The 24,320-nt window shown below is 60.4% G+C and carries 24 protein-coding genes and 1 pseudogene; 20 read left to right on the forward strand and 5 right to left on the reverse strand.

Annotation, left to right across the window (positions count from 1 at the left end):
* The first annotated feature begins 132 nt into the window (after window positions 1-132).
* From DJ564_RS01735 to DJ564_RS01785, 11 genes are all read left to right on the forward strand, one after another.
* Entirely contained in the window at window positions 133-1,485 is a 1,353-nt protein-coding gene (locus DJ564_RS01735) for a TolC family outer membrane protein (RefSeq protein ID WP_109627178.1), read from the forward strand.
* A 37-nt stretch (window positions 1,486-1,522) separates the two neighbouring features.
* Entirely contained in the window at window positions 1,523-3,679 is a 2,157-nt protein-coding gene (locus DJ564_RS01740; RefSeq protein ID WP_109627180.1) for a type I secretion system permease/ATPase, read from the forward strand.
* The gene (locus DJ564_RS01745) at window positions 3,669-5,036 is read left to right on the forward strand and encodes an HlyD family type I secretion periplasmic adaptor subunit (protein ID WP_109627182.1); all 1,368 of its coding nucleotides are present in this window, start codon (window positions 3,669-3,671) and stop codon (window positions 5,034-5,036) included. The genes DJ564_RS01740 and DJ564_RS01745 overlap by 11 nt, the downstream gene beginning before the upstream one ends.
* Window positions 5,037-5,336: 300 nt before the next feature.
* On the forward strand, window positions 5,337-6,224 hold the full coding sequence (locus DJ564_RS01750; protein ID WP_109627184.1) for a TauD/TfdA family dioxygenase: 888 nt from the start codon (window positions 5,337-5,339) through the stop codon (window positions 6,222-6,224).
* 17 nt (window positions 6,225-6,241) lie between these two features.
* On the forward strand, window positions 6,242-7,267 hold the full coding sequence (locus DJ564_RS01755) for an ABC transporter substrate-binding protein (RefSeq protein WP_109627185.1): 1,026 nt from the start codon (window positions 6,242-6,244) through the stop codon (window positions 7,265-7,267).
* A 5-nt stretch (window positions 7,268-7,272) separates the two neighbouring features.
* Window positions 7,273-8,133, forward strand: a complete 861-nt coding sequence (locus DJ564_RS01760; protein ID WP_109627187.1) for an ABC transporter ATP-binding protein — start codon at window positions 7,273-7,275, stop codon at window positions 8,131-8,133.
* Window positions 8,134-8,153: 20 nt separating this feature from the next.
* Window positions 8,154-9,020: an ABC transporter permease gene (locus DJ564_RS01765; protein WP_109627189.1), complete on the forward strand. Its 867-nt coding sequence runs from the start codon at window positions 8,154-8,156 to the stop codon at window positions 9,018-9,020.
* Between the two features lie 201 nt (window positions 9,021-9,221).
* Window positions 9,222-10,142, forward strand: coding sequence for a LysR family transcriptional regulator (locus DJ564_RS01770; protein WP_109627191.1), 921 nt, complete (start codon window positions 9,222-9,224; stop codon window positions 10,140-10,142).
* 219 nt (window positions 10,143-10,361) lie between these two features.
* Complete coding sequence (locus tag DJ564_RS01775; RefSeq protein ID WP_109627192.1) at window positions 10,362-11,897, forward strand: MFS transporter; 1,536 nt, start codon at window positions 10,362-10,364, stop codon at window positions 11,895-11,897.
* A 26-nt stretch (window positions 11,898-11,923) separates the two neighbouring features.
* Window positions 11,924-12,991, forward strand: a complete 1,068-nt coding sequence (locus tag DJ564_RS01780; RefSeq protein ID WP_109627194.1) for an HlyD family secretion protein — start codon at window positions 11,924-11,926, stop codon at window positions 12,989-12,991.
* Window positions 12,988-14,574, forward strand: a complete 1,587-nt coding sequence (locus tag DJ564_RS01785) for an efflux transporter outer membrane subunit (RefSeq protein ID WP_109627195.1) — start codon at window positions 12,988-12,990, stop codon at window positions 14,572-14,574. Before DJ564_RS01780 ends, DJ564_RS01785 begins: the two co-directional genes overlap by 4 nt.
* On the opposite strand, the pseudogene DJ564_RS32300 reads toward DJ564_RS01785, so the two are convergent.
* The 4 genes and pseudogenes from DJ564_RS32300 to DJ564_RS01805 form a co-directional block, all read right to left on the reverse strand.
* Window positions 14,555-15,039 (reverse strand): annotated as a pseudogene (locus DJ564_RS32300) (hypothetical protein). The gene DJ564_RS01785 and the pseudogene DJ564_RS32300 overlap by 20 nt on opposite strands.
* 72 nt (window positions 15,040-15,111) lie before the next feature.
* On the reverse strand, window positions 15,112-15,495 hold the full coding sequence (locus DJ564_RS01795; RefSeq protein ID WP_109627197.1) for a DUF6124 family protein: 384 nt from the start codon (window positions 15,493-15,495) through the stop codon (window positions 15,112-15,114).
* A 326-nt stretch (window positions 15,496-15,821) separates the two neighbouring features.
* The gene (locus DJ564_RS01800; RefSeq protein WP_109627199.1) at window positions 15,822-16,580 is read right to left on the reverse strand and encodes a slipin family protein; all 759 of its coding nucleotides are present in this window, start codon (window positions 16,578-16,580) and stop codon (window positions 15,822-15,824) included.
* 2 nt (window positions 16,581-16,582) lie between these two features.
* Window positions 16,583-17,113 (reverse strand): NfeD family protein, encoded by a 531-nt coding sequence (locus DJ564_RS01805; protein ID WP_109635916.1) that lies wholly within the window; start codon window positions 17,111-17,113, stop codon window positions 16,583-16,585.
* Between the two features lie 198 nt (window positions 17,114-17,311).
* Between DJ564_RS01805 and DJ564_RS01810 the strand changes: the two genes are divergently transcribed.
* The 4 genes from DJ564_RS01810 (at window position 17,312) to DJ564_RS01825 (ending at window position 18,818) form a co-directional block, all read left to right on the forward strand.
* Window positions 17,312-17,773 (forward strand): aminoacyl-tRNA deacylase, encoded by a 462-nt coding sequence (locus tag DJ564_RS01810; protein ID WP_109627200.1) that lies wholly within the window; start codon window positions 17,312-17,314, stop codon window positions 17,771-17,773.
* 137 nt (window positions 17,774-17,910) lie between these two features.
* Window positions 17,911-18,156, forward strand: coding sequence for a DUF2789 domain-containing protein (locus tag DJ564_RS01815; RefSeq protein ID WP_109627202.1), 246 nt, complete (start codon window positions 17,911-17,913; stop codon window positions 18,154-18,156).
* Window positions 18,157-18,301: 145 nt separating this feature from the next.
* Window positions 18,302-18,547 (forward strand): type II toxin-antitoxin system Phd/YefM family antitoxin, encoded by a 246-nt coding sequence (locus DJ564_RS01820; protein WP_109627204.1) that lies wholly within the window; start codon window positions 18,302-18,304, stop codon window positions 18,545-18,547.
* On the forward strand, window positions 18,537-18,818 hold the full coding sequence (locus tag DJ564_RS01825; protein WP_109627206.1) for a type II toxin-antitoxin system RelE/ParE family toxin: 282 nt from the start codon (window positions 18,537-18,539) through the stop codon (window positions 18,816-18,818). The genes DJ564_RS01820 and DJ564_RS01825 overlap by 11 nt, the downstream gene beginning before the upstream one ends.
* A 16-nt stretch (window positions 18,819-18,834) precedes the next feature.
* Here the strand turns inward: DJ564_RS01825 and DJ564_RS01830 are convergent, their stop codons facing one another.
* On the reverse strand, window positions 18,835-19,017 hold the full coding sequence (locus tag DJ564_RS01830; RefSeq protein ID WP_109627208.1) for a hypothetical protein: 183 nt from the start codon (window positions 19,015-19,017) through the stop codon (window positions 18,835-18,837).
* Window positions 19,018-19,209: 192 nt separating this feature from the next.
* Between DJ564_RS01830 and DJ564_RS01835 the strand changes: the two genes are divergently transcribed.
* Genes DJ564_RS01835 through DJ564_RS01855 form a run of 5 tightly spaced genes read left to right on the forward strand, consistent with a single transcriptional unit; the run spans window position 19,210 to window position 24,242 of the window.
* Window positions 19,210-19,638, forward strand: a complete 429-nt coding sequence (locus DJ564_RS01835; RefSeq protein WP_109627210.1) for a MarR family winged helix-turn-helix transcriptional regulator — start codon at window positions 19,210-19,212, stop codon at window positions 19,636-19,638.
* Window positions 19,635-21,707, forward strand: coding sequence for an FUSC family protein (locus tag DJ564_RS01840; protein WP_109627212.1), 2,073 nt, complete (start codon window positions 19,635-19,637; stop codon window positions 21,705-21,707). The genes DJ564_RS01835 and DJ564_RS01840 overlap by 4 nt, the downstream gene beginning before the upstream one ends.
* On the forward strand, window positions 21,704-21,913 hold the full coding sequence (locus DJ564_RS01845; protein WP_008148151.1) for a DUF1656 domain-containing protein: 210 nt from the start codon (window positions 21,704-21,706) through the stop codon (window positions 21,911-21,913). Before DJ564_RS01840 ends, DJ564_RS01845 begins: the two co-directional genes overlap by 4 nt.
* Complete coding sequence (locus DJ564_RS01850; RefSeq protein WP_109627214.1) at window positions 21,910-22,797, forward strand: HlyD family secretion protein; 888 nt, start codon at window positions 21,910-21,912, stop codon at window positions 22,795-22,797. The genes DJ564_RS01845 and DJ564_RS01850 overlap by 4 nt, the downstream gene beginning before the upstream one ends.
* Window positions 22,794-24,242, forward strand: a complete 1,449-nt coding sequence (locus DJ564_RS01855; protein ID WP_109627216.1) for an efflux transporter outer membrane subunit — start codon at window positions 22,794-22,796, stop codon at window positions 24,240-24,242. Before DJ564_RS01850 ends, DJ564_RS01855 begins: the two co-directional genes overlap by 4 nt.
* Window positions 24,243-24,320: the final 78 nt, after the last annotated feature.

A 24,320-nucleotide genomic window follows, 5' to 3' on the forward strand; every position in this document is an offset into this window, starting at 1 on the left:
TACCCGCCCCACAGAGTGTGACTTCGCTACAAATTCAAACTTTCCGACACACGGTCATTCCGATGGTCATCATCCGATGCAGCGGCACGTCCTGCAGTGATTCAAGACAAGTAATTCCGGGAAATTCCAATCATGCGTTTGCACCTGTTCAAGGCTTTACCGTTCGCCCTAGCCGCCAGTTTTGTTCAGGCGCAGTCACTTCCGGAGGCCATGCAACAGGCGTTGGATGTCCATCCGGAAATCCAGGCAGGTGTTAATAGTCGATTGGCCGCGGATTATCAGTTAAAGGCGGCAAAAGGTGGATACCTTCCACGGGTCGATCTGCTGGGCGGTTATGGTCGCGAGGGCACTGACAGCGTCACCACGCGGGCTGCCGGGAATGACAATCACTGGGAAACCCTGAACCGCAGCGAGTCGAGTTTGCGTCTGTCGCAAATGGTTTTTGACGGTTTTGCGACGTCCAGTGAAGTGGGGCGTCAACAAGCCACCGTTAATTCCCGCGCCTATTCCTTGCTGGGCACGTCCGAACGCACCGCGCTGACCGTGGCCCAGGTTTACCTGGATGTACTGACCCGCCGCGAATTCGTGCGCCTGGCCACAGACAACCTGAAGAGCCACGAAAGGATCTATGACCAGATCAAATTGCGCACCCAGCGCGGCGTCGGCAGCGGTGCCGACCTCGATCAGGCCGAAGCGCGTATGGCCCAGGCCCGCAACAACCTGATCACCGAACAGACCAACCTGGCAGACGCCGAGACCAACTTTCTCAGCGCCGTGGGCCAGATGCCCGATCAACTGGAGCGGCCTGCCGATTTCCTCGCGCTGTTGCCGGCCAACCTGAACGAAGCCCGCGCGCAGATGCTGGAGAACAGCCCGATCCTGCGTTCCGCCGAGTCCGACATCGCCGCGGCCGAGAAACAGTACGACGCGGCCAAATCGTCCTTCTACCCGCGCTTCGATGCCGAACTGGGTCGCTCCGCCGACAACGATCTCGACGGTCAGAACGGCCACAGCAACGAATGGCAGGCCATGCTGCGCATGCGCTTCAATCTGTATGCCGGCGGCAGCAACAAGGCTGATCTGGAATCCAAGTCCTACCTGTCCAGCCAGGCGCTGGATATCCGCAACAACGCCCTGCGCGTATTGAATGAAGAACTGGGCCTGGCCTGGAATGCGCTGAACAACGCCAACGCCCAGGTGCCGATCGCCCAGCAATATGTCGATCACAGCACCAGCGTGCGCACCGCGTATCAGAAGCAGTTCAGCCTTGGCGAGCGCACCTTGCTCGACCTGCTCGACAGTGAAAACGAACTGTTCAGCGCTTCCCGTCGCCTGGCGGAGATCAAGAACATTCAGTTATTTACTCAATACCGAATCAAGGCGACCATGGGCGAGTTGCTCAAGAGCCAGGGAGTGGTCGCACCGTTGGCATCCGTTGTGCAGAACGACGTGAAGCCCAGGGTCCAGCTACCCGGGATGAATTGAGTCTTCCCTTTTTTACTGTTAGCCAAGAGTGCCGAGCGTGGAATCAGAAGTCAGTCGAGTTCAACTCATTCATGATCCACGCGCGTTGCACGACGATCCGTTACTGGACGGTCTGCTAGCCCTGTGCACGCTGCATCAGAAGCCGGCCAGCGCCGCGATGCTGACCACCGGCCTGCCGTTACCCAAGCAGCGCTTGAGCGTTGAGCTGCTGCCCCGCGCCGCTGCTCGCGCCGGCCTGCAAGGGCGAGTGCTGGTGCGCAAACTGGAGCAGATTCCGGCGATTGCGATGCCAGCGCTGTTGCTGCTCAAGGACGGTCGCAGTGCCGTCCTCCTCGGCTGGCACGGTGAAGACCAGGCCCGCCTGCTGATCAGCGAAAGCGACGGTGGCGAAAGCCTTGTCAGTCGCGAACTGCTGGCCGACGACTACATCGGCAAAGTGTTCTTCGCTCAACCCCAGCACAAATTCGACGTCAATCACGGCACGCTGATCCCGCGCGCGCGCTCGTGGTTCCGCGACACCCTCAAGCGTTCGCGCTGGCTGTACGCCGACGCCATCGCCGCCAGTTTCCTGATCAACATCATCGCCATGGCCGCGCCGCTGTTCGTGATGAACGTCTACGACCGCGTGGTGCCGAACCAGGCTGAATCGACGTTGTGGGTGCTGGCTATCGGCATCACCGGCGCTTACTTGTTCGACCTGATTCTCAAAAGCCTGCGCAGCTTGTGCCTGGACCTGGCCGGGAAGAAAACCGACCTGATCATCTCGGCGACGCTGTTTGAACGCATCGTCGGCATGGCCATGAAATACCGCCCGGCCCGGGTCGGCAGCTTCGCCCAGAACATCCATGAGTTTCAGAGCCTGCGCGATTTCCTCGCGTCGCTGACCCTGACCAGCCTGATCGACCTGCCGTTTACGCTGTTGATCTTCATGGTCATCGCGATTCTCGGTGGCCATCTGGTGTGGATTCCGGTGCTGGCGTTCCCGATAGCGCTACTGATCGGCTATGCGCTGCAGAAGCCACTGGTGGCGACCATGGAACGAACCATGGCCCTGGGCGCCGAGCGTCAGTCGAGCCTGATTGAAACCCTTGCCGGCCTCGATGCGGTGAAGGTCAACAACGCCGAAAGCGAACGCCAGTATCAGTGGGAACAGACCATCGGCACCCTCAGCCGCCTCGAGTTGCGGGTAAAAATGCTTTCCGGCCTGGCGATGAACATCACCTTGCTGATCCAGCAACTGGCCGGGGTGATCATGATCGTCTTCGGCGTGTACCAGATCATCGCCGGCAACCTGAGCATGGGCGGTCTGATTGCCTGCTACATGCTCAGTGGCCGCGCGCTCAGCCCGCTGGCTTCGTTGTCCGGCCTGCTGACCCGCTACCAGCAAGCGCGGGTGACCATGGTGTCGGTGGACCAGATGATGGAGCTGCCGCAAGAACGCAACTTCGAAGAGCGCCCGCTGAGCCGCAAAGTGCTGCAAGGCGCCATCGAATGCCGGCAGATGAACTTCACCTACCCGAACCAGCAGAACGCGGCGCTGAACAACATCAACCTGGTGATCAAACCGGGCGAGAAGATCGGCATCATCGGTCGCAGCGGCTCGGGCAAAAGCTCCCTGGCCAAACTGCTGGTCGGTCTCTATCAACCGGATGACGGCGCGCTGTTGGTGGACGGCGTCGACATCCGCCAGATTGATGTCAGCGAATTGCGCCACAACATCGGCTACGTCGCGCAGGATATCCAGCTGCTGGCCGGCACCCTGCGCGACAATCTGGTCTCGGGTGCACGCTATGTAGAAGACGAAATGGTCTTGCAAGCCGCCGAACTGGCCGGCGTGCACGAGTTCGCCCGGCTGCACCCGCAAGGCTATGAACTGCAAGTCGGTGAGCGCGGGCAGAACCTGTCCGGCGGTCAGCGCCAGAACGTTGCCCTGGCCCGTGCGTTGCTGCTCAACCCGCCGATCCTGCTGCTCGACGAACCGACCAGCGCCATGGACAACACCGGCGAAGAACGCCTCAAGCAACGCCTCGCCGCGGTAGTCGAAAACAAGACCGTGGTGCTGGTGACGCACCGGGCATCGCTGTTGTCGCTGGTCGATCGCCTGATCGTCATCGATCGTGGACAAATTCTCGCTGATGGCCCGAAAGCCACCGTGATGGAAGCGTTGAAAAAGGGGCAGATCAGTGTTGCTTAAGTCGGGTTTCAAGGATTCGATCCGCCGTTACTTCAAAGGCTCCGAGTCGCTGCATGGCCAGCCACTTCCGGAGGTCAATAAAGCGCTCATCGAAGACGCCCCGCGCGTGGTGCGGCTGACGATCTGGGCGATCATCGGCTTCTTCGTGTTCCTGATGCTCTGGGCCAATTACGCGGTGATCGACGAAGTCACCAAGGGCGACGGCAAGGCGATTCCGTCGTCGAAGATCCAGAAAATCCAGAACCTTGAGGGCGGTATCGTCTCCGAGCTGTTCGTCACCGAAGGGCAGATCGTCGACGCCGGGGCGCCGCTGATTCGCCTCGACGACACACGGTTTGCCTCCAACGTGGGCGAAACCGAAGCTGATCGGCTGTCGATGTTGCTACGCGTGGAGCGCTTGAGCGCCGAGGTCGATGACCGTCCGCTGAATTTTCCCGCCGATGTGCTGAAGGCTGTTCCCGGCCAGGCGGCCAGCGAAGAGTCGCTGTACATCAGCCGCCGTCAGCAGCTGCACGATGAGATCGGCGGGTTGCAGGAGCAGTTGATCCAGCGTCAACAAGAGCTGCGCGAATTCACCTCCAAACAGTCGCAGTACCGCAATGGGCTGTCGTTGCAGCGTCAGGAAATAGCCATGTCCGAGCCGCTGGTGGCCCAGGGCGCGGTGTCGCCGGTCGAGGTGTTGCGGCTCAAGCGTGCCGAGGTCGAAACCCGTGGGCAACTGGACGCCACGACGCTGGCAATCCCGCGCGCCGAATCGGCAATCAAGGAAGTGCAGCGCAAGATCGACGAGACGCGCGGCAAGTTCCGCAGCGAAGCCCTGACCCAACTCAACGAAGCCCGCACCGACCTGAACAAGGCCCAGGCCACCGGCAAAGCGCTGGAAGACCGGGTCAGCCGGACGCTGGTGACATCGCCGGTACGCGGCATCGTTAACAAGTTGCTGGTGAACACCATCGGCGGCGTGATCCAACCGGGCAGCGACCTGGTGGAAATCGTGCCACTGGACGACACCTTGCTGGTGGAAGCAAAGATTCGCCCGCAAGACATTGCGTTCCTGCATCCCGGACAGGAAGCGACGGTGAAGTTCACCGCGTATGACTACACGATTTATGGTGGGCTGAAGGCCAGGCTTGAACAGATCGGTGCTGACACCATCACCGATGAAGACAAGAAGACCACGTACTACATCATCAAACTGCGCACGGATCGCAGTCACCTGGGGACGGATGAAAAGCCGTTGCTGATCATCCCGGGGATGGTGGCTTCGGTGGATATCATTACCGGCAAGAAGACTGTTCTCAGTTATCTGCTGAAACCGATTATCCGGGCTCGGGCAGAGGCGTTGCACGAGCGGTAGTTCTCCGCCGGGCCTTATCCTCATCGCGGGCAAGCCCGCTCCCACAGGGTTTTGTGATCGTCATAGAACCTGTGGGAGCGGGCTTGCCCGCGATGGCGGCCTCAAGAGCGATAAAAATCAAAAGCCATATCGTTATTCAATAACGATATTTAAATTTCAATTCTTATATCTATAAAGTCATCCTCCTGCGTACCTGCCGACCAATCGGCGCGCCGCACGACACGAACCAACACGGGACTTCCGTGAGTTTCTTGATCGATGCGCGCGCCCTTGAGCGTGCCGTGCGTGGGAGTGATTTTTATGTCAGCCGTCTCTGCGTCAACCGCAATCGCGCCACAAACCTTCGACATTCGCCCGTTCAGCGGCGCTGTCGGTGCCGAAATCATCGGCCTGGACCTGTCCCGCCCGATCAATGATCAGGATTTCGCCCGTATCCACCGCGCGCATCTGGATCATCACGTCGTGGTGTTCCGTGACCAGCGCATCACTCCCGAGCAGCACATCGCCTTCAGCCGTCGCTTCGGCGTGTTGCAGATCCATGTGCTCAAGCAATTCCTGCTGGCCGGTCACCCGGAAATCCTCATCGTTTCGAACATCATCGAAAACGGCCAATCCATCGGCCTCGGTGACGCCGGCAAGTTCTGGCATTCCGATCTGTCTTATAAAGAACTGCCCAGCCTGGGCTCGATGCTGCACGCCCAGGAACTGCCTTCCGAAGGTGGCGACACCTTGTTCGCCGACATGCACAAAGCTTGGGACAACCTGCCCGAAGCACTGCGCAAAGCCGTCGAAGGTCGTTCGGCCGCGCACTCCTACACGGCGCGCTACAGCGAGACCAAATTCGAAGGCAACTGGCGCCCGACCCTGACCCCGGAGCAACTGGCTCAAGTCGTCGAAGTGGTCCACCCGATCGTGCGCACGCACCCGGAAAACGGGCGCAAGGCGTTGTTCGTCAGTGAAGGCTTCAGCACGCGCATCGTCGGTTTGCCGGAAGACGAGAGCAAGCAACTGCTCGACGAGCTCTATGCCCACAGCGTCTTGCCGCAAAACATCTACCGCCATCAATGGCAGGCCCATGACCTGGTGTTCTGGGACAACCGTTCGCTGATCCACCTTGCCGCCGGATGCCCAAGCCATCTGCGCCGCAAGCTGTATCGCACCACCATCCAGGGCGACGCGCCTTTCTGATCTGTCGGAGAACTTCCATGTCCAAACGTCTTCCATTCGCGCCGCTGGCCGCTGCCATCGGTTTGGGATTCAGCCTGGTCGCCGGCAGTCTGGTGGCGCCGACCGTGGCCCACGCCGAAGGTGAAATCCGCATCGCCGAGCAGTTCGGCATCGTCTACTTGTTGCTCAACGTGGTGCGCGATCAGAACCTGATCGAGAAGTACGGCAAGCAGGAAGGCATCGACATCAAAGTCGACTGGACCCAGTTGTCCGGTGGCGCGGCGGTCAACGATGCGCTGCTCTCGGGTTCGATTGATATCGCCGGGGCGGGCGTCGGTCCGTTGCTGACCATCTGGGACCGCACCCACGGCAAGCAGAACGTCAAGGCCGTGGCCTCCCTCGGCAACTTCCCGTACTACCTGGTGAGCAACAACCCCAAGGTCAAAACCATCGCCGACTTCACCGAAAAAGACCGCATCGCGGTGCCGGCGGTCGGCGTTTCGGTGCAGTCGCGTTTCCTGCAATACGCGGCCGCCAAGCAGTGGGGTGACAAGGAATTCAATCGCCTCGACAAGTACACCATTGCCGTACCGCATCCGGATGCCACGGCTGCGCTTATCGCCGGAGGTACCGAGTTGAGCGGGCACTTCTCCAACCCGCCATTCCAGGATCAGGCGCTGGGCAATCCCAACGTTCATGTGGTGCTGAACACCTATGACCTGCTGGGTCCGAACTCGCCAACCGTGCTGTTCGCCACCGAGAAATTCCGCAACGAGAACCCGAAAACCTATAAAGCCTTCGTTGAAGCGCTGACCGAAGCCGCGCAGTTTGCCCAGAACGATAAAGGCGCCGCCGCCGACACCTACATCCGCGTCACCAAAGCCAAAATAGACCGCGCCGCGCTGCTGAAAATCATCGACAACCCGCAGTTCGAATTCAGCGTCACGCCGAAAAACACTTACCCATTGGCCGAGCTCCTGTACCGCGTCGGCGCGATCAAAAACAAACCGGATTCGTGGAAGGATTACTTCTTCCAGGACGCCAAGCCACTGCAAGGGAGCTGATCGACATGAACGCCCCTTTGCAAGGCCACACGGCCAGCAACCCGATCGCGGCAGCCCAGGCGCTGCTGTCCGTCGACCATGTCAGCCTCGAATACCGCACGCCGCAACGGGTGGTTCGGGCGACGCACCAAGTGAGTTTTGAAATCGATCCGGCGGACCGCTTTGTGCTGCTGGGTCCGTCGGGTTGCGGTAAATCGACACTGCTCAAAGCGGTCGCCGGGTTCATTCAACCGTGCGAGGGCGAAATTCGGCTGCAAGGCCAGACCGTCCATGCGCCGGGGCCGGACCGGATTGTGGTGTTTCAGGAGTTCGATCAGCTGCCGCCGTGGAAAACCGTCAAACAGAACGTGATGTTTCCGCTGCTGGCGTCGAAAACGCTGAAGCGAAAAGAGGCTGAAGAACGGGCGCTGCACTACCTGGACAAGGTCGGTCTGGCGGCGTTTGCCGATGCCTATCCGCACACCCTGTCTGGCGGCATGAAGGCGCGTGTGGCGATTGCCCGGGCGTTGGCGATGCAGCCGAAAATCCTCCTGATGGACGAACCTTTCGCCGCCCTCGATGCGCTGACTCGCCGCAAGATGCAGGAAGAGTTGCTGCTGCTCTGGGAGGAGGTGCGCTTCACGCTGCTGTTCGTCACGCACTCCATCGAAGAAGCGCTGGTGGTGGGCAACCGTATTCTGTTGCTGTCGCCGCATCCGGGGCGGGTGCGGGCCGAAGTTCACAGCCATCAATACGATTTGCACAGCCTCGGCGGCGTGGCGTTTCAGGAATCGGCGCGACGGATTCATCGGCTGTTGTTCGATGAAGGCCAGTCGCCGGAAACCGAGCGTGGGCTGGATTTTTCTGACATTCGCATCGCTTATTGAGCCATTGAGAGGAGTGTCCGATGAGCCATTTATCATCTGCGCGTGAAGAGTTTGAAACCGTTTTGCAGCCATTGACCAGCGTGCCGGTGGAGCGCGAATTACCGCTCGGCCAACGCCTGTGGCAACAGGGCTGGCTGCGTAAGAGCCTGATCCTTATTTTGCTCGCAGTGCTGTGGGAGGTGGTTGCGCGCATTCAGAACAACGACCTGTTGCTGCCAAGTTTTCTACAAACCGGCAGCGCGCTGTATGACGGTTTGCTCAGCGGCGAGTTGCTGGGAAAAGTCTGGATTTCGCTGGTCGTTCTGCTCAAGGGCTACTTGATCGGCATCGTCCTGGCGTTTGCCTTGACCTCGTTGGCGGTGTCGACTCAGTTCGGTCGCGACCTGCTGAGCACTTTGACCTCGATGTTCAACCCGCTGCCGGCTATTGCGCTGTTGCCGCTGGCGCTGCTGTGGTTTGGCCTGGGGCAGAACAGCCTGATTTTCGTGCTGGTGCATTCGGTGCTTTGGGCGTTGGCGCTGAATACTTATGCCGGGTTTCTCGGCGTCTCGGAAACCCTGCGCATGGCAGGGCGCAATTACGGCCTCAAGGGTATGCGTTTTGTGTTGTTCATCCTGATCCCGGCGGCGCTGCCGTCGATCCTTGCCGGGCTGAAAATTGGTTGGGCGTTTGCGTGGCGAACCCTGATCGCAGCGGAATTGGTGTTTGGCGCGACCAGTGGCAAGGGTGGGTTGGGCTGGTACATTTTTCAGAATCGTAATGAGCTGTACACCGACAAGGTGTTTGCCGGGTTGGCGGTGGTGATTTTGATTGGGTTGCTGGTGGAGAACCTGGTGTTTGATTCGTTGGAGCGGGTGACCGTTAAGCGTTGGGGGATGCAGCGCTGAGTTTTGCGGTGTCTGAACCGGCCCCATCGCGGGCAAGCCCGCTCCCACAGGGTTATGTGTCGAACACAAAGTCTGCATCCATCGGAGATCACTGTGGGAGCGGGCTTGCCCGCGATGGGGCCGGTACGACCAACACATCACTTGAGGAATGTTTGCTAGCATTGCGTCTGAATCAATCCATCCCAGGCACGAGTGCTCAGCATGCAACTCCCGGACATGAACCTGTTGGTCGCCCTCGACGCCTTGCTCGATGAGGGCAGTGTGGTGGGCGCCGCGCGGCGGATGAACCTCAGCCCGGCGGCCATGAGCCGAACACTCACGCGTATCCGCGAGGCCATCGGCGACCCGATTCTGGTGCGTGCCGGTCGTGGACTGGTGCCTACGCCCAAGGCGCTGGAACTTCGCGAGCAAGTGCGCGACGTCGTGGAACAGGCCGCGCTGCTGTTTCGCTCGGCCGATGCGGTGGAGTTGGGTTCATTGCGCCGTCGGTTCAGCATCCGCGCCAATGATTTTTTCGTCGGCGTTTACGGCGGCAAGCTGTTCGACACCCTCGACCGCCAGGCGCCGCATTGCGAGCTGCGCTTCGTCCCTGAAGGCGATGGCGATGATGAAGCGCTGCGCGAAGGGCGGATCGACCTGAACATCAGCAACACCCGGCCGCTGACCCCGGAAGTGAAGGTGCAGAATCTGTTCTCCACTCATTTCGTTGGTCTGGTTCGCGAGGACCATCCGCTGTTCGATGAAGAGATCACGGCCGAACGTTTCGCCGGGTTTTCGCATATCAGCATGTCCCGGCGCGGCATTGCCCGTGGTCCTATCGATACGGCACTGAATGCCTTGGGGCTGGAGCGGCGGGTGGCTGTGATTGCGCCGAGCTTCCACGCGGCGATGTTTGCGCTGCCGGATTCCGACCTGATTTTGCCGGTGCCCAAGGAAGCGTTGTTGAGCGTGCGACGCCTGGGCTTGAAGCTGCGCTCGTTTACCCTGCCGATTCCCTTGCCCACCCTCATGCTGACCCAAGCCTGGCATCCGCGTTTCGACAAGGATCCGGCCCACCGCTGGCTGCGAGAAACGCTCAAGGCTTGCTGTGACGAAACGTGGCTGGCTGCGCAACCCACTTGAAGTTTCACCGCCAATCCTTGTGGGAGCGGGCTTGCCCGCGATAGCGGTGTATCAGTCACATTGATGTTGGATGGGCTGCCGTCTTCGCGAGCAAGCCCGCTCCCACAGGGATATGTATTGCTGCACCTGGCGCACTTATAACCTGCCGATAAGTCAATTTTCGTAACGTTCCACGCTTCTTAAAATGCTTCGGTATTCCACCCCCGGAGCTTGCAGCAAATGACTTCCCTCACGGTCACGGCACCTCTTGCCGCGACCAGTCCGGCCGCCGTTACGCCTCCCGTCTTCGGCCCGCGAATCATCATCGGTCTGGTGGGGGTCTTGCTGGCGGTGCTGGTGTCGGGCCTCAACGAGATGGTGACCAAGGTCGCCCTGGCCGACATTCGTGGCGCATTGGCCATCGGCTACGACGAAGGCACCTGGCTGGTCGCCAGCTACACGGCGACCTCGGTAGCCGCCATGGCCTTCGCGCCGTGGTGTGCAGTGACCTTCTCGCTGCGGCGCTTCACCCTCTGCGCCATCAGCGCCTTCACCCTGTTGGGCGTGTTGTGCCCGTTCGCCCCGAACTACGAAAGCCTGCTGCTGATGCGTACCTTGCAAGGCCTGGCCGGGGGTGCGCTTCCGCCGATGCTGATGACCGTCGCGCTGCGCTTTTTACCGGCCAACGTGAAGCTCTACGGTCTGGCGGGTTATGCGCTGACGGCCACTTTCGGCCCAGGTCTCGGCACTCCTCTGGCCGGTTTGTGGACCGAGTACGTCGGCTGGCAATGGACCTTCTGGCAAATCATCGCTCCGTGCCTGATTGCCATGGCGGCCGTGGCGTACGGTTTGCCGCAGGATCCGCTACGTCTGGAGCGCTTCAAGCAATTCAACTGGCGCGGCTTGCTTCTGGGTTTTCCGGCGATCTGCATGCTGGTGATCGGCATCCTGCAAGGCAATCGTCTGGACTGGTTCGAGTCGAGCCTGATCTGCGGATTGCTCGGCGGCGGGCTGTTGATGCTGGTGCTGTTCCTGATCAACGAATGGTCGCAGCCGATCCCGTTTTTCAAGATGCAGATGCTCGGCATCCGCAACCTGGCGTTCGCCTTGTTGACCCTGGCCGGGGTGCTGGTGGTGTTGCTGGCGGTGATCATCATTCCGTCCAGCTACCTGGCACAGGTGCAAGGTTATCGCCCGGTTCAGACCGCACCGATCATGTTGCTGGCGGCCCTGCCACAGTTGATCGCGCTGCCCCTGGTGGCGGCGCTGTGCAACCTGCGGTGGGTCGATTGTCGCTGGGTGTTGGGGCTCGGACTGAGCATGTTGGCGCTGTCGTGCATCGGTGGTTCACAGCTGACGTCGGTGTGGATTCGTGACGATTTCTACGCGCTGCAATGGCTGCAAATCTTCGGTCAGCCCATGGCGGTGCTGCCGCTGCTGATGCTCTCCACCGGCAGCATCACGCCGATGGAAGGCCCTTACGCCTCGGCTTGGTTCAACACCGTGAAAGGCCTGTCAGCGGTGATCGCTACCGGAGTGATCGAGGCGTTGACCACGGCAAGGCTGCATTTCCATTCGAGCATGCTGGTGGACAACCTCGGCAATTCCCCTCTGACCGACAGCGACAGCGCCGGTCTTGCTCATCGGCTGCATGAACAGGCCGTGGTGTTGACCTCATCGGATCTTTATCTGTGCATGGCCGGCGTCGCGCTGGCGCTGATCCTGCTGATTTTCTGGCTGCCGACGCGGATTTATCCACCGCGCGCACCGACATGAACGCTTCACTGAAACAGAAGGTTTTTATGACGACTCAAACAAATCAAAAAGTGGTGGTCGGCGTCGCCGCAGTGGTGGCGGTCGGCGTGCTGATTTATTTGCTGGCGCCAGGCGTTTTTGGCAAGCGCACGCAGCAGAGCACCAACGACGCCTTCGTCTCGGCGGACTTCACCCTGGTGGTGCCTCGCGTCGCGGGCTTCATCAAGGAAGTGCTGGTGGAGGACAACCAGCAGGTCAAGGCCGGGCAATTGCTGGCGTTGATCGACGACCGCGACCTGCGTGCCGCCGCCCAGGCCGCCGACGCCGAAACGCTGGTGGCCAGGGCGCAACTGCAAAACGCTCGGGCAACCCTTGAGCGCCAGACGTCCGTGATCGCTCAGGCCCAGGCCACGGTGGTGTCGGCCAAGGCTGAAATGGCCTTCGCCGAGCACGAACTGAACCGCTACAACCACTTGGCCGGAGTCGGTGCCGGCACGGTGCAGAATGCGCAGCAAGCGCGCACGCGCATCGATCAGGCCACCGCGCGGTTGGCCAACGTCACGGCGGTGCTGGCGGCGGAGCGCAAGCAGGTAGAGATCCTTACCGCTCAGCGCGACGCGGCTGACGGTGGATTGAAACGGGCGCAAGCGGCGTTGGAAATGGCCAGCTACGAGCTGTCTTACACGCGCATCGTTGCTCCTCAGGACGGCATGGTGGGTGAGCGGGCGGTGCGGGTTGGCGCTTACGTGACGCCGGGCAGCAAGATTCTGGCAGTGGTGCCGCTGGCACAGGCTTACGTGGTGGCCAACTTTCAGGAAACCCAACTGACTGACGTGAAGCCGGGGCAGGACGTGCAAGTGCGTGTCGACAGCCTCGGCGGTGAGGTTTTAACGGGGCGCGTCGAGAGTATCGCGCCGGCCACCGGTGTGACCTTTGCGTCGATCAAACCGGACAATGCCACCGGTAACTTCACTAAAGTGGTGCAGCGGATTCCGGTGAAAATTGTGCTGGAACCGGGTCAGGCATTGGCCGAGCGGTTGCGGGTTGGGATGTCGGTTGAAGCGAGCATTGATACCGCCGATGGGGCGACTGCGTCTGAGGTGGTTCAGCGATGAAGAGCGTTGTTGACCGGGCTGACGCCTTCGCGAGCAAGCCCGCTCCCACATTGGGCCGGTTCAATGCACACAATCTTGGTACAAAAGTAGATTCCCTGTGGGAACGAGCTTGCTCGCGAAGCGGCCGCTGGCCTCACCTATCCCTTTATGCCTTGCTGGTCATGAGCCTTTCAGCCTGCACCGTCGGCCCCGACTTCCAGAAACCTCAACCCCAACAAATCACCGAATGGTCAAAACCGTCCAAATCTGCCGCCAGCGAAGCAGTCCCCACCGACATGAACGAACGCTGGTGGGAAGTCTTCAACGACCCGAAACTTTCGGCCCTCACCCAACGCGCCCTGACCGACAACCTCGACCTGAAACTCGCCAGCAGCCGCTTGCAGCAAAGTCGCGCCGCACGCCAGGTAATCACCGCTGACCGTTACCCCAACACCGCCGCCACCGGCAGTTACGGGCGCAAACGCAACAGCGGCGAAGGTCTGAACGACCCATCTGGCAATAACGGCGACTCGGCGTTCAACCTCTGGGACGCCGGTTTCTCCGCCTCCTGGGAACTGGATTTCTGGGGCCGTGTGCGCCGCGAAACCGAAGCCGCTGATGCGACCCTGGAAGTGGCGGAAAACGATCGACGTGGCGTGCTGCTGTCGGTGCTCGCCGAAACGGCTCAGGACTACATTCAACTGCGCGGCGTGCAGAGCACCCGAGTCGTCACCGAGCAAAACCTCGACGTCGCCCGACACAGCCTGAAACTCTCGCAACTGCGCCTGGCCGACGGCGTTGCCACCGACCTGGACGTCGCCGAAGCGGCGGCGCAAGTCGCCGCCATCGAATCGCGCCTGCCGGCACTGGAACAGCGCCAATCACAACTGATCAACGCGCTCAGCCTGTTGATGGGCGAACCGCCGCAAGCGCTCCACGCCGAGTTATCCACAGACGCCCCCGTGCCGCCTACCCCGCGTCAGGTCGCCATCGGGCTGCCGTCGCAACTGGCCGAACGCCGCCCGGACATCCGTCAGGCCGAAGCCCGCCTGCATGCCGCCACCGCGAGCATCGGCGTGGCCAGGGGTGACTTCTATCCGCGGATAACCCTGTCCGGCAACATCGGTTCACAAGCCATGCAGCTCAGCGATTTCGGCTCCTGGGGCTCGCGCGCATTCGGCATCGGTCCGCAATTCAGCCTGCCGCTGTTCGACGGCGGCCGCCTGCGCGGGGTCCTGAATTTACGCGAGGCCCAGCAACAGGAAGCCGCCGTCGGCTACCAGCAAACCGTACTGCGCGCATGGCATGAAATCGACGATCAACTGAGCGCCTACAACGCCAGCCAACTGCGCCGCGACAGCCTCGCCGAAGCCGTGCGCCAAAACCAGATCGCTTTGCGCACCGCACAGCAGCAATACGTGGAAGGCGTTGTGGACTTCGTCAACGTCCTCACGGTGCAAGGCGCGCTGTTGGCGACTCAGGAGCAATTTGTGGAGAGCTCGACCGGGGTGTCGCTGGCGATGGTGGGTTTGTATAAGGCGTTGGGTGGGGGATGGGAGTCGGTGTATCCGGTGGCTCGCGTCGTTACCAGTAATCCGGTTTGATGGCCGGGGCCTTACGGGTAGGTACCTTGTCCGGAAACTGGTGTGACTGCAACTCTTCTGCGGAGATGGCTTTTCGCATCCAGTGCGAATGTTCTTTCAACGAACCGGGTGGGATTCGTTTGAATCCTTTCCTGTATGGAAGAACGATACCTACGTTTATTTGAGGAAAGTCTTCCCGGATGGCTTTCAGTGCGGGAGCCATGTCTGTATCCCCGGACAGGGCGCGCGTGCAGGTTCGAGTTGGTGGCGACCATAGTGAACGGCAACATTGTGAGCCTTAAGGGCGCGGACGTAAGTGTCTTGAGCCTCCTTGGAAACGATGCCGCGGGTAGCCAGTTCTAGTTTGACCGAAGACGTGAAGTAGTCAATTGAGGCCGTAGAGCTTTGAGGGTTTTCAATGTGAGCGATGTAAGTCAACAACTGCGGCAGGTTTAGCCATTTATAAGGCGTTAGTTGCCAAGTCATGCATTGACAGCACTGACGCCATCGCGGGCTTGCCCGCGATATCGATCTTCAACTCACCACAAATCTACCCGGCTAAACCTTGGCCTGAGCCTGCTGAATCTGCAACGCCTCCCAATGATCCATCGCCCGCTCAACCAGCAACTGCACACCATCGGCCATACGGCTGAGCGCCAGGGCGACCGAGCGCCGCGTCCCGTCCACATCGTCCGCGAGATCGGCCGCAATGGCGCTGATGGACAGCAGGTCTTCGGAGGCATTGGCCAGCAGGGCTTCGGTGTCGATGTCGGGGGAAACGGTGAAGAGATGGCCTTTGCGGCGTTTGGTTGGTTTTCCATCAGCCGGGGGGAAGTAGTGGGCGAAGGCGCGGTCAGCGGCTTCCTTGAGTTTTTCGGCTTCGAGGGAATCGTCGGAATCGGTGCCAGGGTTACCTGGCGGATTCGGAGTAATCTTGTGCATATATAAAAATCCTAAACAGTAAGTGAGAGCCGTCACCGTTCGCTTGCACGCGAATGGGGTGGCGGCCGAGCGCAGGTGTGCAAGACCGGGACTGTTTAGGACACCCAGCAGATCCGAGGATCTCCTGCGCGCAGCCGCCATTAAGCAATGAGACATGGCAATTGCGACCCAAACAGTTTCGTCGGACTTGCACGTCCGTGTCACCGTTTATTCAGTGACAAACCCAGACTAGACCTGGGTTCAGGCCGGAACAAGTTCACCAACACCACTACAACTTGAAGGAAATCTCCGACGGAGTTACCAGACGTTGGTGTTTTCGCAGAAGGTCAGGATTTGGACGACAAATCCGCCATCCCCTTGAGCAATTCGATCGGCAGCGGAAAGACAATCGTCGCTGTCTTGTCCCCGGCAATCGAACTCAACGTCTGCATGTACCGCAACTGCATCGCCCCCGGCTGACGCCCCAACATCTCGGCCGCTTGCATCAGTTTTTCCGAAGCCTGCAATTCACCTTCGGCGTGAATCACCTTGGCCCGGCGTTCCCGTTCGGCTTCGGCCTGTTTGGCGATGGCGCGGACCATCGATTCGTTGAGGTCCACGTGCTTGATCTCGACGTTCGCGACCTTGATGCCCCAGGCATCGGTCTGGGCGTCGAGCACTTGCTGGATGTCGATGTTCAGCCGTTCCCGTTCAGCCAGCAGTTCATCGAGTTCATGTTTACCGAGCACCGCCCGCAGCGTGGTCTGAGCCAATTGGCTGGTGGCCATGAGGAAGTCTTCGACCTGGATGATGGCTTTCTGTGGGTCGAGCACGCGGAAATACAGCACCGCGTTGACCTTGACCGAAACGTTGTCGCGAGTGATGACGTCTTGTGCCGGCACGTCGAGCACCACGGTGCGCAGGTCGACGCGAACCATTTGCTGGACCACCGGAATCAGCAGGATCAGGCCAGGCCCCTTGACCTGCCAGAAGCGCCCGAGCTGGAACACCACCCCGCGCTCGTATTCGCGCAGGATGCGGAAAGTCGAACCCGCCAGCGCGATCAGCAGTAACAGTAGCGCGGCAAAACCCAGTTGCAGGCCCATGTCTATTCTCCCTTCGACGCCGCATCAGCTGCGGCCACTTCCAGCAGTAATCCCTTGCGTGCCACCACCCGGACCTTTTGCCCGGGTTGCAGCGGCGTAGTGCTGAGGACTTGCCACTTCTCTCCTTGCAAATGCACCCAGCCGTTGTAGTCATTGCCGGCCAGCGACATCACCGGGGTCACGCTGCCCACCAGTCCTGCATCGCCACTGACGTTTTCGCGTGGTCGGGTTTTCAGGGCGTGAATCAGCAGGAAAACCAGTAGCAGGGCGCTGATCAGACCGAGGCCGATCATCAATGGCACAGGCACTTCGGTGTTGGTCAGAACCACCGCGCCAATCACGAACATCACAATGCCGCCCAACCCGATCACGCCGTAATTGGGCAGCGCCGCTTCGGCGATCAGAAAGGCGATGCCGAATGTGATCAGCCAGATCCCGATAGGGTTGGGGGCCAGCAGGACGACGGTGTCCGCGGCGAAGACCGATCCGCTCACGACCAACAGCGACGCAACTGCACAGCAACGAATGTTCACGTGACCCTCCGGGAGAGTCATTGATGGTTCTTTATACAGTCTAGCTGAGCTCTCGATTGGACGAATTTTGATCAGTTGTCGACGTCCGCCGATGGGCAGATTTCCCTGCGCAATCCCCCAGCGGGCCTAGACTTTCAGTACGGAGAAAAGTGTTAACCATCGTCCGCCAAACAGTGTTTGCGGACACCGAGGTGCATCATGCGTATGGCAAAAACCCTGCAGAGCAGCCTGGAGAAGGCGCGCTGCGAATATGACATCGTGTCCCACCCGCACTCGGCCAGCAGCCTTGAAACCGCGCGACTCGCGGGCATTCCTGCCGAACGGGTGGCCAAGTCAGTCATCCTCGACGACCAACACGGGCATTTCCTGATGGCTGTACTGCCCGCCAGCCGCCATCTGGACCTGAGCAAAGTGCGCAGCAGTGGCGAATGGCAGGTTTCCCGGGAAAGTAACCTGCCGCACCTGTTCGATGATTGCGAACGCGGCGCCGTGCCCGCCCTTGGCGAGGCCTATGGGCTCGACGTGGTCATCGACCCGCTGCTGACCCGGCAGAAAGACATCTACCTGGAAGCCGGCAACCACACCAATCTGCTGCACATGAACGTGCCAGAGTTTCTGAAAATGGTGCCGCATGCGGAGGTGCGTGAGTTGAGCCAGTGAGTTTTGCGGCGTTAGTGATACCGTCTTCGCGGGCAAGCCACGCTCCCACAGGGTTATCGCAATCCTGTGGGCACGTGGCTTGCCCGCGATTGACTGCAAAGCAGTCACCCATCATCTGCCATAAACAGGAGCCAGACATGGAATCCCCAACCCACACCCTCCCTTCCCTGTTCAAACAACTTGGCCTGCCGGACGACGCCGAAAGCATCGATAAATTCATCGCCACCCACTCACCGCTCAAGCCCGAATTGCATCTGGCCGATGCATTTTTCTGGAGCGAGGGCCAAGCGCAGTTGTTGCGGGAGGAAATTCTGGATGATGCAGATTGGGCTGAGGTGGTGGATCAACTGGATGTGCTGATGAGGAAGGGGCGGGGGGTGTAAAAAAATCTGAGGGAAAATGGCGAAATGTAAAAAAAACTGGTGAGCGGTAAAAAAATCTGACGACAAATCCAATTTGAGAGGTTTTTCTGGGTTGCTCATAAAACGTGAATGGACCAGAATCTAGACCTGAATTGAGGTCTTAATTATGCAAAATGTTCTGGCCGACATCGCTGTCAGCGTGTCTGAGTTGAAGAAAAATCCATCAGCGGTACTGAACGGCGCTCATGGCGGGCCTGTGGCAGTGCTAAATCACAATCGCGTCATGGGCTACATGGTTCCGGCCGATGTTTTCGAGTGCATGATGGAGCGACTCGATGATCTGGAACTGGCGGAAATTGTCCGCTCTCGCAGGCATGAGACACCGGTGCCGGTAAATCTGGATGACCTATAAGCTCGAATTCCTGCCGTCCGCACGCAAGGAGTGGGACAAACTGGGTCATACATTGCGAGAGCAATTCAAAAAGAAATTGGCAGAGCGACTTCAGCTCCCGCGAGTACCGTCAGACTCACTACATGGAATGCCTGACTGCTACAAAATCAAGTTGCGCTCATCGGGGTACAGATTGGTGTACGAAGTTATTGATGAACGTGTAGTCGTTTCCGTGGTGGCAGTGGGTAAGCGTGAACGCAGCGCTGTTTACGACCGAGCCAAGAAACGTTAATAGGTTTCCGACCTTTCTACTCCGCCGCCTGCGCCCGCCTGGCGGCGAATTTTGTTTCGATCTCTTCATTGCTTAAATATTGGCCCTGGCGCTGTGATAGCCGTGCCGCGTCCACTTTCCTTTGCAGGAAACCGCGGTACTGCTTTGAGTCTGCAGAATTCAAGGTGTTTTCAGATTCTGATGCAGGAGGTTTAGTCATTGTTAAGGCTCAATCAGGCAAAGCGTTACGAAGTTTCGAATGCTACGGCGATTCCTGCCGAAGCTAGGCATGGGTCATGCCCGCCAATATGTTTCAAAACTTGACCAACTTTCCCCTCCAATGCCATATTGATAGTTAGCAAACTAACAGTGTGTGTTTCCCCTCGTGCCGAAAAACCTCGACGCTCTCCAGATGAACATCAGCAGCTCCATGGTGGTGGCCGCCAGGCATTGGCGGAAGATCTGCCAGACCACGCTGGTCAACTATGGAATCTCTGAAGCCTGCGCCGTCCCGTTGTTGATGATCGGGCGTCTGGGCGAGGGTGTGCGGCAGGTGACGGTGGCGCAGGCGGCGGGGATGGAGAGTCCGTCACTGGTGCGTTTGCTCGATCAGTTGTGTCATGCCGGCTACGTTCGTCGCACCGAAGACGTCCATGATCGACGCGCCAAATGCCTGAGCCTGACGGAAACTGGCCGGGAATTGGTGCAGGCGGTCGAGATCGAGTTGGTGCGGTTGCGCCATGAAGTGCTCGAAGGGATCGACCGCAGTGATCTGGAAGCAACGCTGCGGGTGTTGAGAGCCTTTGAAGGGGCCAACCCGCCGTCGGTGGCCAACCCTTGAGCGGATTTTTTACCGGCGTTCCTCCGGCGCGGGACTGGTTTTACGGGGTACGCACGTTCGCGGCATCGATGATTGCGTTGTACATCGCCATGCTCATGCAAATGCCGCGTCCGTATTGGGCGATGGCTACCGTGTATATCGTTTCCAGCCCGTTTGTCGGCCCTACCAGTTCCAAGGCGTTGTACCGCGCGGTCGGCACCTTGCTCGGTGCGGCGGCAGCGGTTTTTTTCGTGCCGATGTTTGTCCAGAGCCCCTATGTGCTGGTGGTGGTGATCGCGCTGTGGACCGGGACGTTGTTGTTCCTGTCCCTGCATCTGCGCACGGCCAACAGTTACGCGCTGATGCTCGCCGGTTACACCTTGCCGCTGATCGCCTTGCCGGTGGTGGATAACCCGTTGGCGGTGTGGGACGTGGCCGAAGCGCGGACCGAAGAAATCTTCCTCGGCATCGCGGTGGCGGCCGTGGTCGGTGCCATGTTCTGGCCACGGCGGCTGGCGCCGGTGTTCAACGATTCGGTGAACAAATGGTTCGCCGATGCCTCGACCTACAGTCTGCGTTTTCTCAGCCGCAACGTGCAGCCGGATGAAGTCAGCGCCTTGCGCTCGGCGATGGTGGCGACCTTCAACAGCCTGGAGCTGATGATCGGCCAGTTGCCCCACGAAGGCGCGCGGCCGCAGACGGTGCGCAATACCAAAGAGCTGCGCGGGCGGATGATTCACCTGCTGCCGGTGATTGATGCCCTCGATGACGCGCTCTATGCCCTCGAACGCAGAACGCCCGAGCTTGTGGATAAGTTCGCGCCGCTGCTGACTGCGACCACCGAATGGCTGAATCACAAGGATGCCGACCTCGCCCGCTGGCAAGCGCTGAAAGATCAACTTGAGGCCTTGCAACCGTCCGCCGAAGCGCTGGATGACCGTAAGCAGTTGCTGTTTTCCAACGCCCTGTATCGCCTCGGCGAGTGGATCGATGTGTGGCAAGACTGCCGCAGCCTGCAATACGCCATTCAGTGCGAAAGTCAGGACAGCTGGCGCGCGGTGTATCGGCACTGGCGACTGGGTCGCCTGTCGCCGTTTCTCGACCGTGGGCTGATGCTGTATTCGGCGGCGTCCACGGTGACCGCGATCATTGTCGCCTCGGTGCTGTGGATTCTGCTCGGCTGGACCGACGGTGGCGCCGCGGTGATTCTGGCGGCGGTGGCGTGCAGCTTCTTCGCCTCGATGGACGACCCGGCGCCGCAGATTTTCCGGTTCTTTTTCTGGACCGCGATGTCGGTGTTGTTTGCCAGTCTTTACCTGTTCCTGGTCCTGCCCAACCTGCATGACTTCCCGATGCTGGTACTGGCGTTTTCCGTGCCATTCATTTGCATCGGCACCCTGACGGTCAAGCCGCAGTTTTACCTGGGCATGCTGCTGACCCTGGTCAACACCTCGTCGTTCATCAGCATTCAGGGCGCTTACGACGCGGATTTCCTCAGCTTCGCCAACTCCAACCTCGCCGGCCCCGTCGGCTTGCTGTTTGCCTTTGTCTGGACCCTGATTGCCCGGCCATTCGGTGCGGAACTGGCGGCCAAGCGCCTGACCCGGTTCAGCTGGCGCGACATTGTCAGCCTGACCGAGCCGGCCACGCTGGCCGAACACCGGCACCTCGGCGTGCAGATGCTCGATCGCCTGATGCAGCATCTGCCGCGCCTGGCCATGACCGGACAAGACACCGGCATCGCGCTGCGGGAAGTGCGCGTAGCGCTGAATTTGCTCGACCTGCTGGCCTACACGCCCCGAGTGCACGGCACGCCGCAAGCGTTGCTGCATCAAGTGGTGGCCGAGGTCGGCGAATACTTCAAGGCCTGCTTGAAGGCGGGCGAGCGATTGCCGGCACCGAGCCCGCTGCTGATGACCCTCGACCGCACCCGCCGCGCCCTCAACACCGAGTGTGATGACGGCGCGCGTCTGCACCTGCTGCATGCCCTGAGCGGTTTGCGCCTGTCGCTGCTGCCGGGGGTGGAATTCGTCGCCTCGGGCGAACGCGAAGAACCGCTTCCCCATGGCATCGATGGAGCGCCTTTATGATCGGTGATCTGGATATCAGCGGAGTGTTCCTCCCCACGCTGCTGGTGCTGATGGGCATTACGTACGTGCTGTTCCTGTTGGTGCACGGGTTGCTGACGCGCCTGCACTTTTACCGTCTGGTCTGGCACCGGGCATTGTTTAACGTGGCTCTCTACGCCTTGCTGCTCGGCGCCGTGGACTCACTCAGTCGATACCTGATGACATGAAAAAGCCTTTTTTGACCCTCGGTCGCGTGGTCCTGACCCTGCTGATCGTGACCTTCGCCGTCGTCGTGGTCTGGCGCATGGTGATGTATTACATGTTCGCGCCCTGGACCCGGGACGGGCACATCCGTGCCGACATCGTGCAGATCGCCCCGGATGTGTCCGGGCTGATTCAGCAAGTGCAAGTGCGCGACAACCAGTTGGTGACGCGCGGCCAGGTGCTGTTCAGTATCGATCAGGACCGCTTCAAGCTAGCCCTGCGTCAAGCCAAGGCTGCGGTCGCCGATCGCCAGGAAACCCTGGCCCAGGCGCAACGCGAAGCCAAGCGTAACCGTGGCCTCGGCAATCTGGTGCCGGGCGAGCAACTGGAAGAAAGCCAGTCCCGCGTGGCCCGCGCCGAAGTGGCCTTGATGGAAGCCCAGGTGGCGGTAGACAGCGCCCAACTTAACCTCGACCGCTCGACCATTCGCAGCCCGGTGGACGGTTACGTCAACGACCGCGCGCCGCGTGCGCAGGAATTCGTCACCGCCGGGCGCCCGGTGTTGTCGGTGGTGGACAGCAATTCATTCCACATCGACGGCTATTTCGAAGAAACCAAACTCGACGGTATTCATGTCGGCCAGAGTGTCGACATTCGGGTGGTCGGCGACCGCGCGCGTTTGCGCGGCCATGTCGAAAGCATCGTCGCCGGCATCGAGGACCGCGACCGCAGCAGCGGCAGCAACCTGTTGCCCAACGTCAATCCGGCGTTCAGCTGGGTGCGTCTGGCCCAGCGGATTCCGGTGCGGATTGCCTTTGACGACGTGCCGGCGGACTTCCGCATGATCGCCGGGCGCACCGCCACAGTGTCGATCATGGATGACCAACCGCAGGAGCCCGCGAAATGAGCAGGGCCTCGGGTTTGGCGGTTGTCGGCTTAGGTTTTTTGCTGTCGGCCTGTCAGGTGGTCGGGCCGGATTATCATCTGCCGGAAGAGGCCGCTATCCACCGCGAAGACTTGCAGGGCGACTTGGCGGTGAACGGTAAAAATGTCGTGTCGGCCCCGGTGCCTGCCGATTGGTGGCGCCTGTATCAGGATCCGCGCCTTGACCAACTGGTGCAGCAGGCCATGGCCAGCAACACCGATTTGCGCGTGGCGGCGGCGAGCCTTGCCCGGGCCCGCGCTCAAGTCGACGAAGCGCAGGCGGCGGGCGGCTGGAGCGGCGGTGTGAAGATCGGCGCGCAGCGGTTGCAGGAGTCCGGCGAAGCGTTCTTGCTGGCGGATAAAGTGCCGGTGGCCAACGTCGGTGATATCGGCATTACCACCTCGTATCAGTTCGACCTGTTCGGCACCTTGCAACGCGGGATCGAAGCGGCCAAGGCCAATGCCGACGCGACTCAAGCCGCCGCCGATACCGCACGCATCACGTTGGTGGCCGATGTAGTTCGGGCTTATACCCAAGTGTGCGCGGCCAATGAAGAGCAGGAAATCGCCCAGCATTCCCTCGACCTGCAAGCCCAGAGCACCACGCTGATCCAGCGTCTGCGCGATGCCGGGCGCGGCGACGAAACCCAGGTCACCCGCTCGCAAACCCAATTCAAATCCTTGCGCGCCGACATGCCGCGTTATGAAGCGGCGCGTCAGGCCGGGTTGTTCCGCTTGTCGATGCTGTTGGCCAAACCCGTCGAGCAGTTGCCGGCCGGAACCGCCACCTGCAACGAACTGCCTAAAATCACCCAATTGCTACCGGTCGGTGACGGTGCCACCTTGCTCAAGCGCCGACCCGATGTGCGTCAGGCCGAACGCCGACTGGCGGCCGCGACCGCCGGCATCGGTATCGCCACGGGCGAGTTGTACCCGGACATCAGCATCGGCGCGACGGTCGGTACCGTCGGCATCCTGGAAAACCTCGGCAAACCGGCGACCAATCGCTGGGGCTTCGGCCCGTTGCTGACCTGGACCGTGCCGTCCAACGGTTCCCGGGCGCGAATCCGCGAGGCGGAAGCGGCCACCCAAGGCACGTTGGCGCATTTCGATGGCGTGGTGCTCAACGCCATCCGCGAGACCCAGACCGGCCTGGCGCAGTACTCGGCGCTGCTGCAACGTCGCGATGCGTTGGCCGACGCCGAACAATCGGCGCAATTGGCCGCTGACCAGACCCACCGCTTCTTCCAGGCCGGCCGCGCGTCGTTCCTGGCGGACCTGCAAGCCACCCGCACTTACACCGATGTACGGGCGCAACTGGCCGCCGCCAACACCCAGGTTGCCATGAGCCAGATCGATCTGTTCCTCGCCTTGGGCGGCGGCTGGGAAAGCGGACGAACGCAAGCGTCACAGCCCGGCAAACCCTGAGGCCGTTGCTATGCTTTGATTTGATGAGGTCGCGCGTTGGCTTCATCGATCAAGGCTCGCGTTGGTCATGGGGATCTA

The sequence above is a fragment of the Pseudomonas sp. 31-12 genome (assembly GCF_003151075.1).
Taxonomy (GTDB): Bacteria; Pseudomonadota; Gammaproteobacteria; order Pseudomonadales; family Pseudomonadaceae; genus Aquipseudomonas.

Excerpts from the sequence above, each read along its gene's own strand:
- DJ564_RS01735 (WP_109627178.1), top strand. The coding sequence starts at position 133 with ATGCGTTTGCACCTGTTCAAGGCTTTACCGTTCGCCCTAGCCGCCAGT.
- DJ564_RS01750 (WP_109627184.1), top strand. The coding sequence starts at position 5,337 with ATGTCAGCCGTCTCTGCGTCAACCGCAATCGCGCCACAAACCTTCGAC.
- DJ564_RS01755 (WP_109627185.1), top strand. The coding sequence starts at position 6,242 with ATGTCCAAACGTCTTCCATTCGCGCCGCTGGCCGCTGCCATCGGTTTG.
- DJ564_RS01760 (WP_109627187.1), top strand. The coding sequence starts at position 7,273 with ATGAACGCCCCTTTGCAAGGCCACACGGCCAGCAACCCGATCGCGGCA.
- DJ564_RS01765 (WP_109627189.1), top strand. The coding sequence starts at position 8,154 with ATGAGCCATTTATCATCTGCGCGTGAAGAGTTTGAAACCGTTTTGCAG.
- DJ564_RS01770 (WP_109627191.1), top strand. The coding sequence starts at position 9,222 with ATGCAACTCCCGGACATGAACCTGTTGGTCGCCCTCGACGCCTTGCTC.
- DJ564_RS01775 (WP_109627192.1), top strand. The coding sequence starts at position 10,362 with ATGACTTCCCTCACGGTCACGGCACCTCTTGCCGCGACCAGTCCGGCC.
- DJ564_RS01780 (WP_109627194.1), top strand. The coding sequence starts at position 11,924 with ATGACGACTCAAACAAATCAAAAAGTGGTGGTCGGCGTCGCCGCAGTG.
- DJ564_RS01785 (WP_109627195.1), top strand. The coding sequence starts at position 12,988 with ATGAAGAGCGTTGTTGACCGGGCTGACGCCTTCGCGAGCAAGCCCGCT.
- DJ564_RS01795 (WP_109627197.1), bottom strand. The coding sequence starts at position 15,495 with ATGCACAAGATTACTCCGAATCCGCCAGGTAACCCTGGCACCGATTCC.
- DJ564_RS01800 (WP_109627199.1), bottom strand. The coding sequence starts at position 16,580 with ATGGGCCTGCAACTGGGTTTTGCCGCGCTACTGTTACTGCTGATCGCG.
- DJ564_RS01810 (WP_109627200.1), top strand. The coding sequence starts at position 17,312 with ATGCGTATGGCAAAAACCCTGCAGAGCAGCCTGGAGAAGGCGCGCTGC.
- DJ564_RS01815 (WP_109627202.1), top strand. The coding sequence starts at position 17,911 with ATGGAATCCCCAACCCACACCCTCCCTTCCCTGTTCAAACAACTTGGC.
- DJ564_RS01820 (WP_109627204.1), top strand. The coding sequence starts at position 18,302 with ATGCAAAATGTTCTGGCCGACATCGCTGTCAGCGTGTCTGAGTTGAAG.
- DJ564_RS01825 (WP_109627206.1), top strand. The coding sequence starts at position 18,537 with ATGACCTATAAGCTCGAATTCCTGCCGTCCGCACGCAAGGAGTGGGAC.
- DJ564_RS01830 (WP_109627208.1), bottom strand. The coding sequence starts at position 19,017 with ATGACTAAACCTCCTGCATCAGAATCTGAAAACACCTTGAATTCTGCA.
- DJ564_RS01835 (WP_109627210.1), top strand. The coding sequence starts at position 19,210 with ATGAACATCAGCAGCTCCATGGTGGTGGCCGCCAGGCATTGGCGGAAG.
- DJ564_RS01845 (WP_008148151.1), top strand. The coding sequence starts at position 21,704 with ATGATCGGTGATCTGGATATCAGCGGAGTGTTCCTCCCCACGCTGCTG.
- DJ564_RS01850 (WP_109627214.1), top strand. The coding sequence starts at position 21,910 with ATGAAAAAGCCTTTTTTGACCCTCGGTCGCGTGGTCCTGACCCTGCTG.
- DJ564_RS01855 (WP_109627216.1), top strand. The coding sequence starts at position 22,794 with ATGAGCAGGGCCTCGGGTTTGGCGGTTGTCGGCTTAGGTTTTTTGCTG.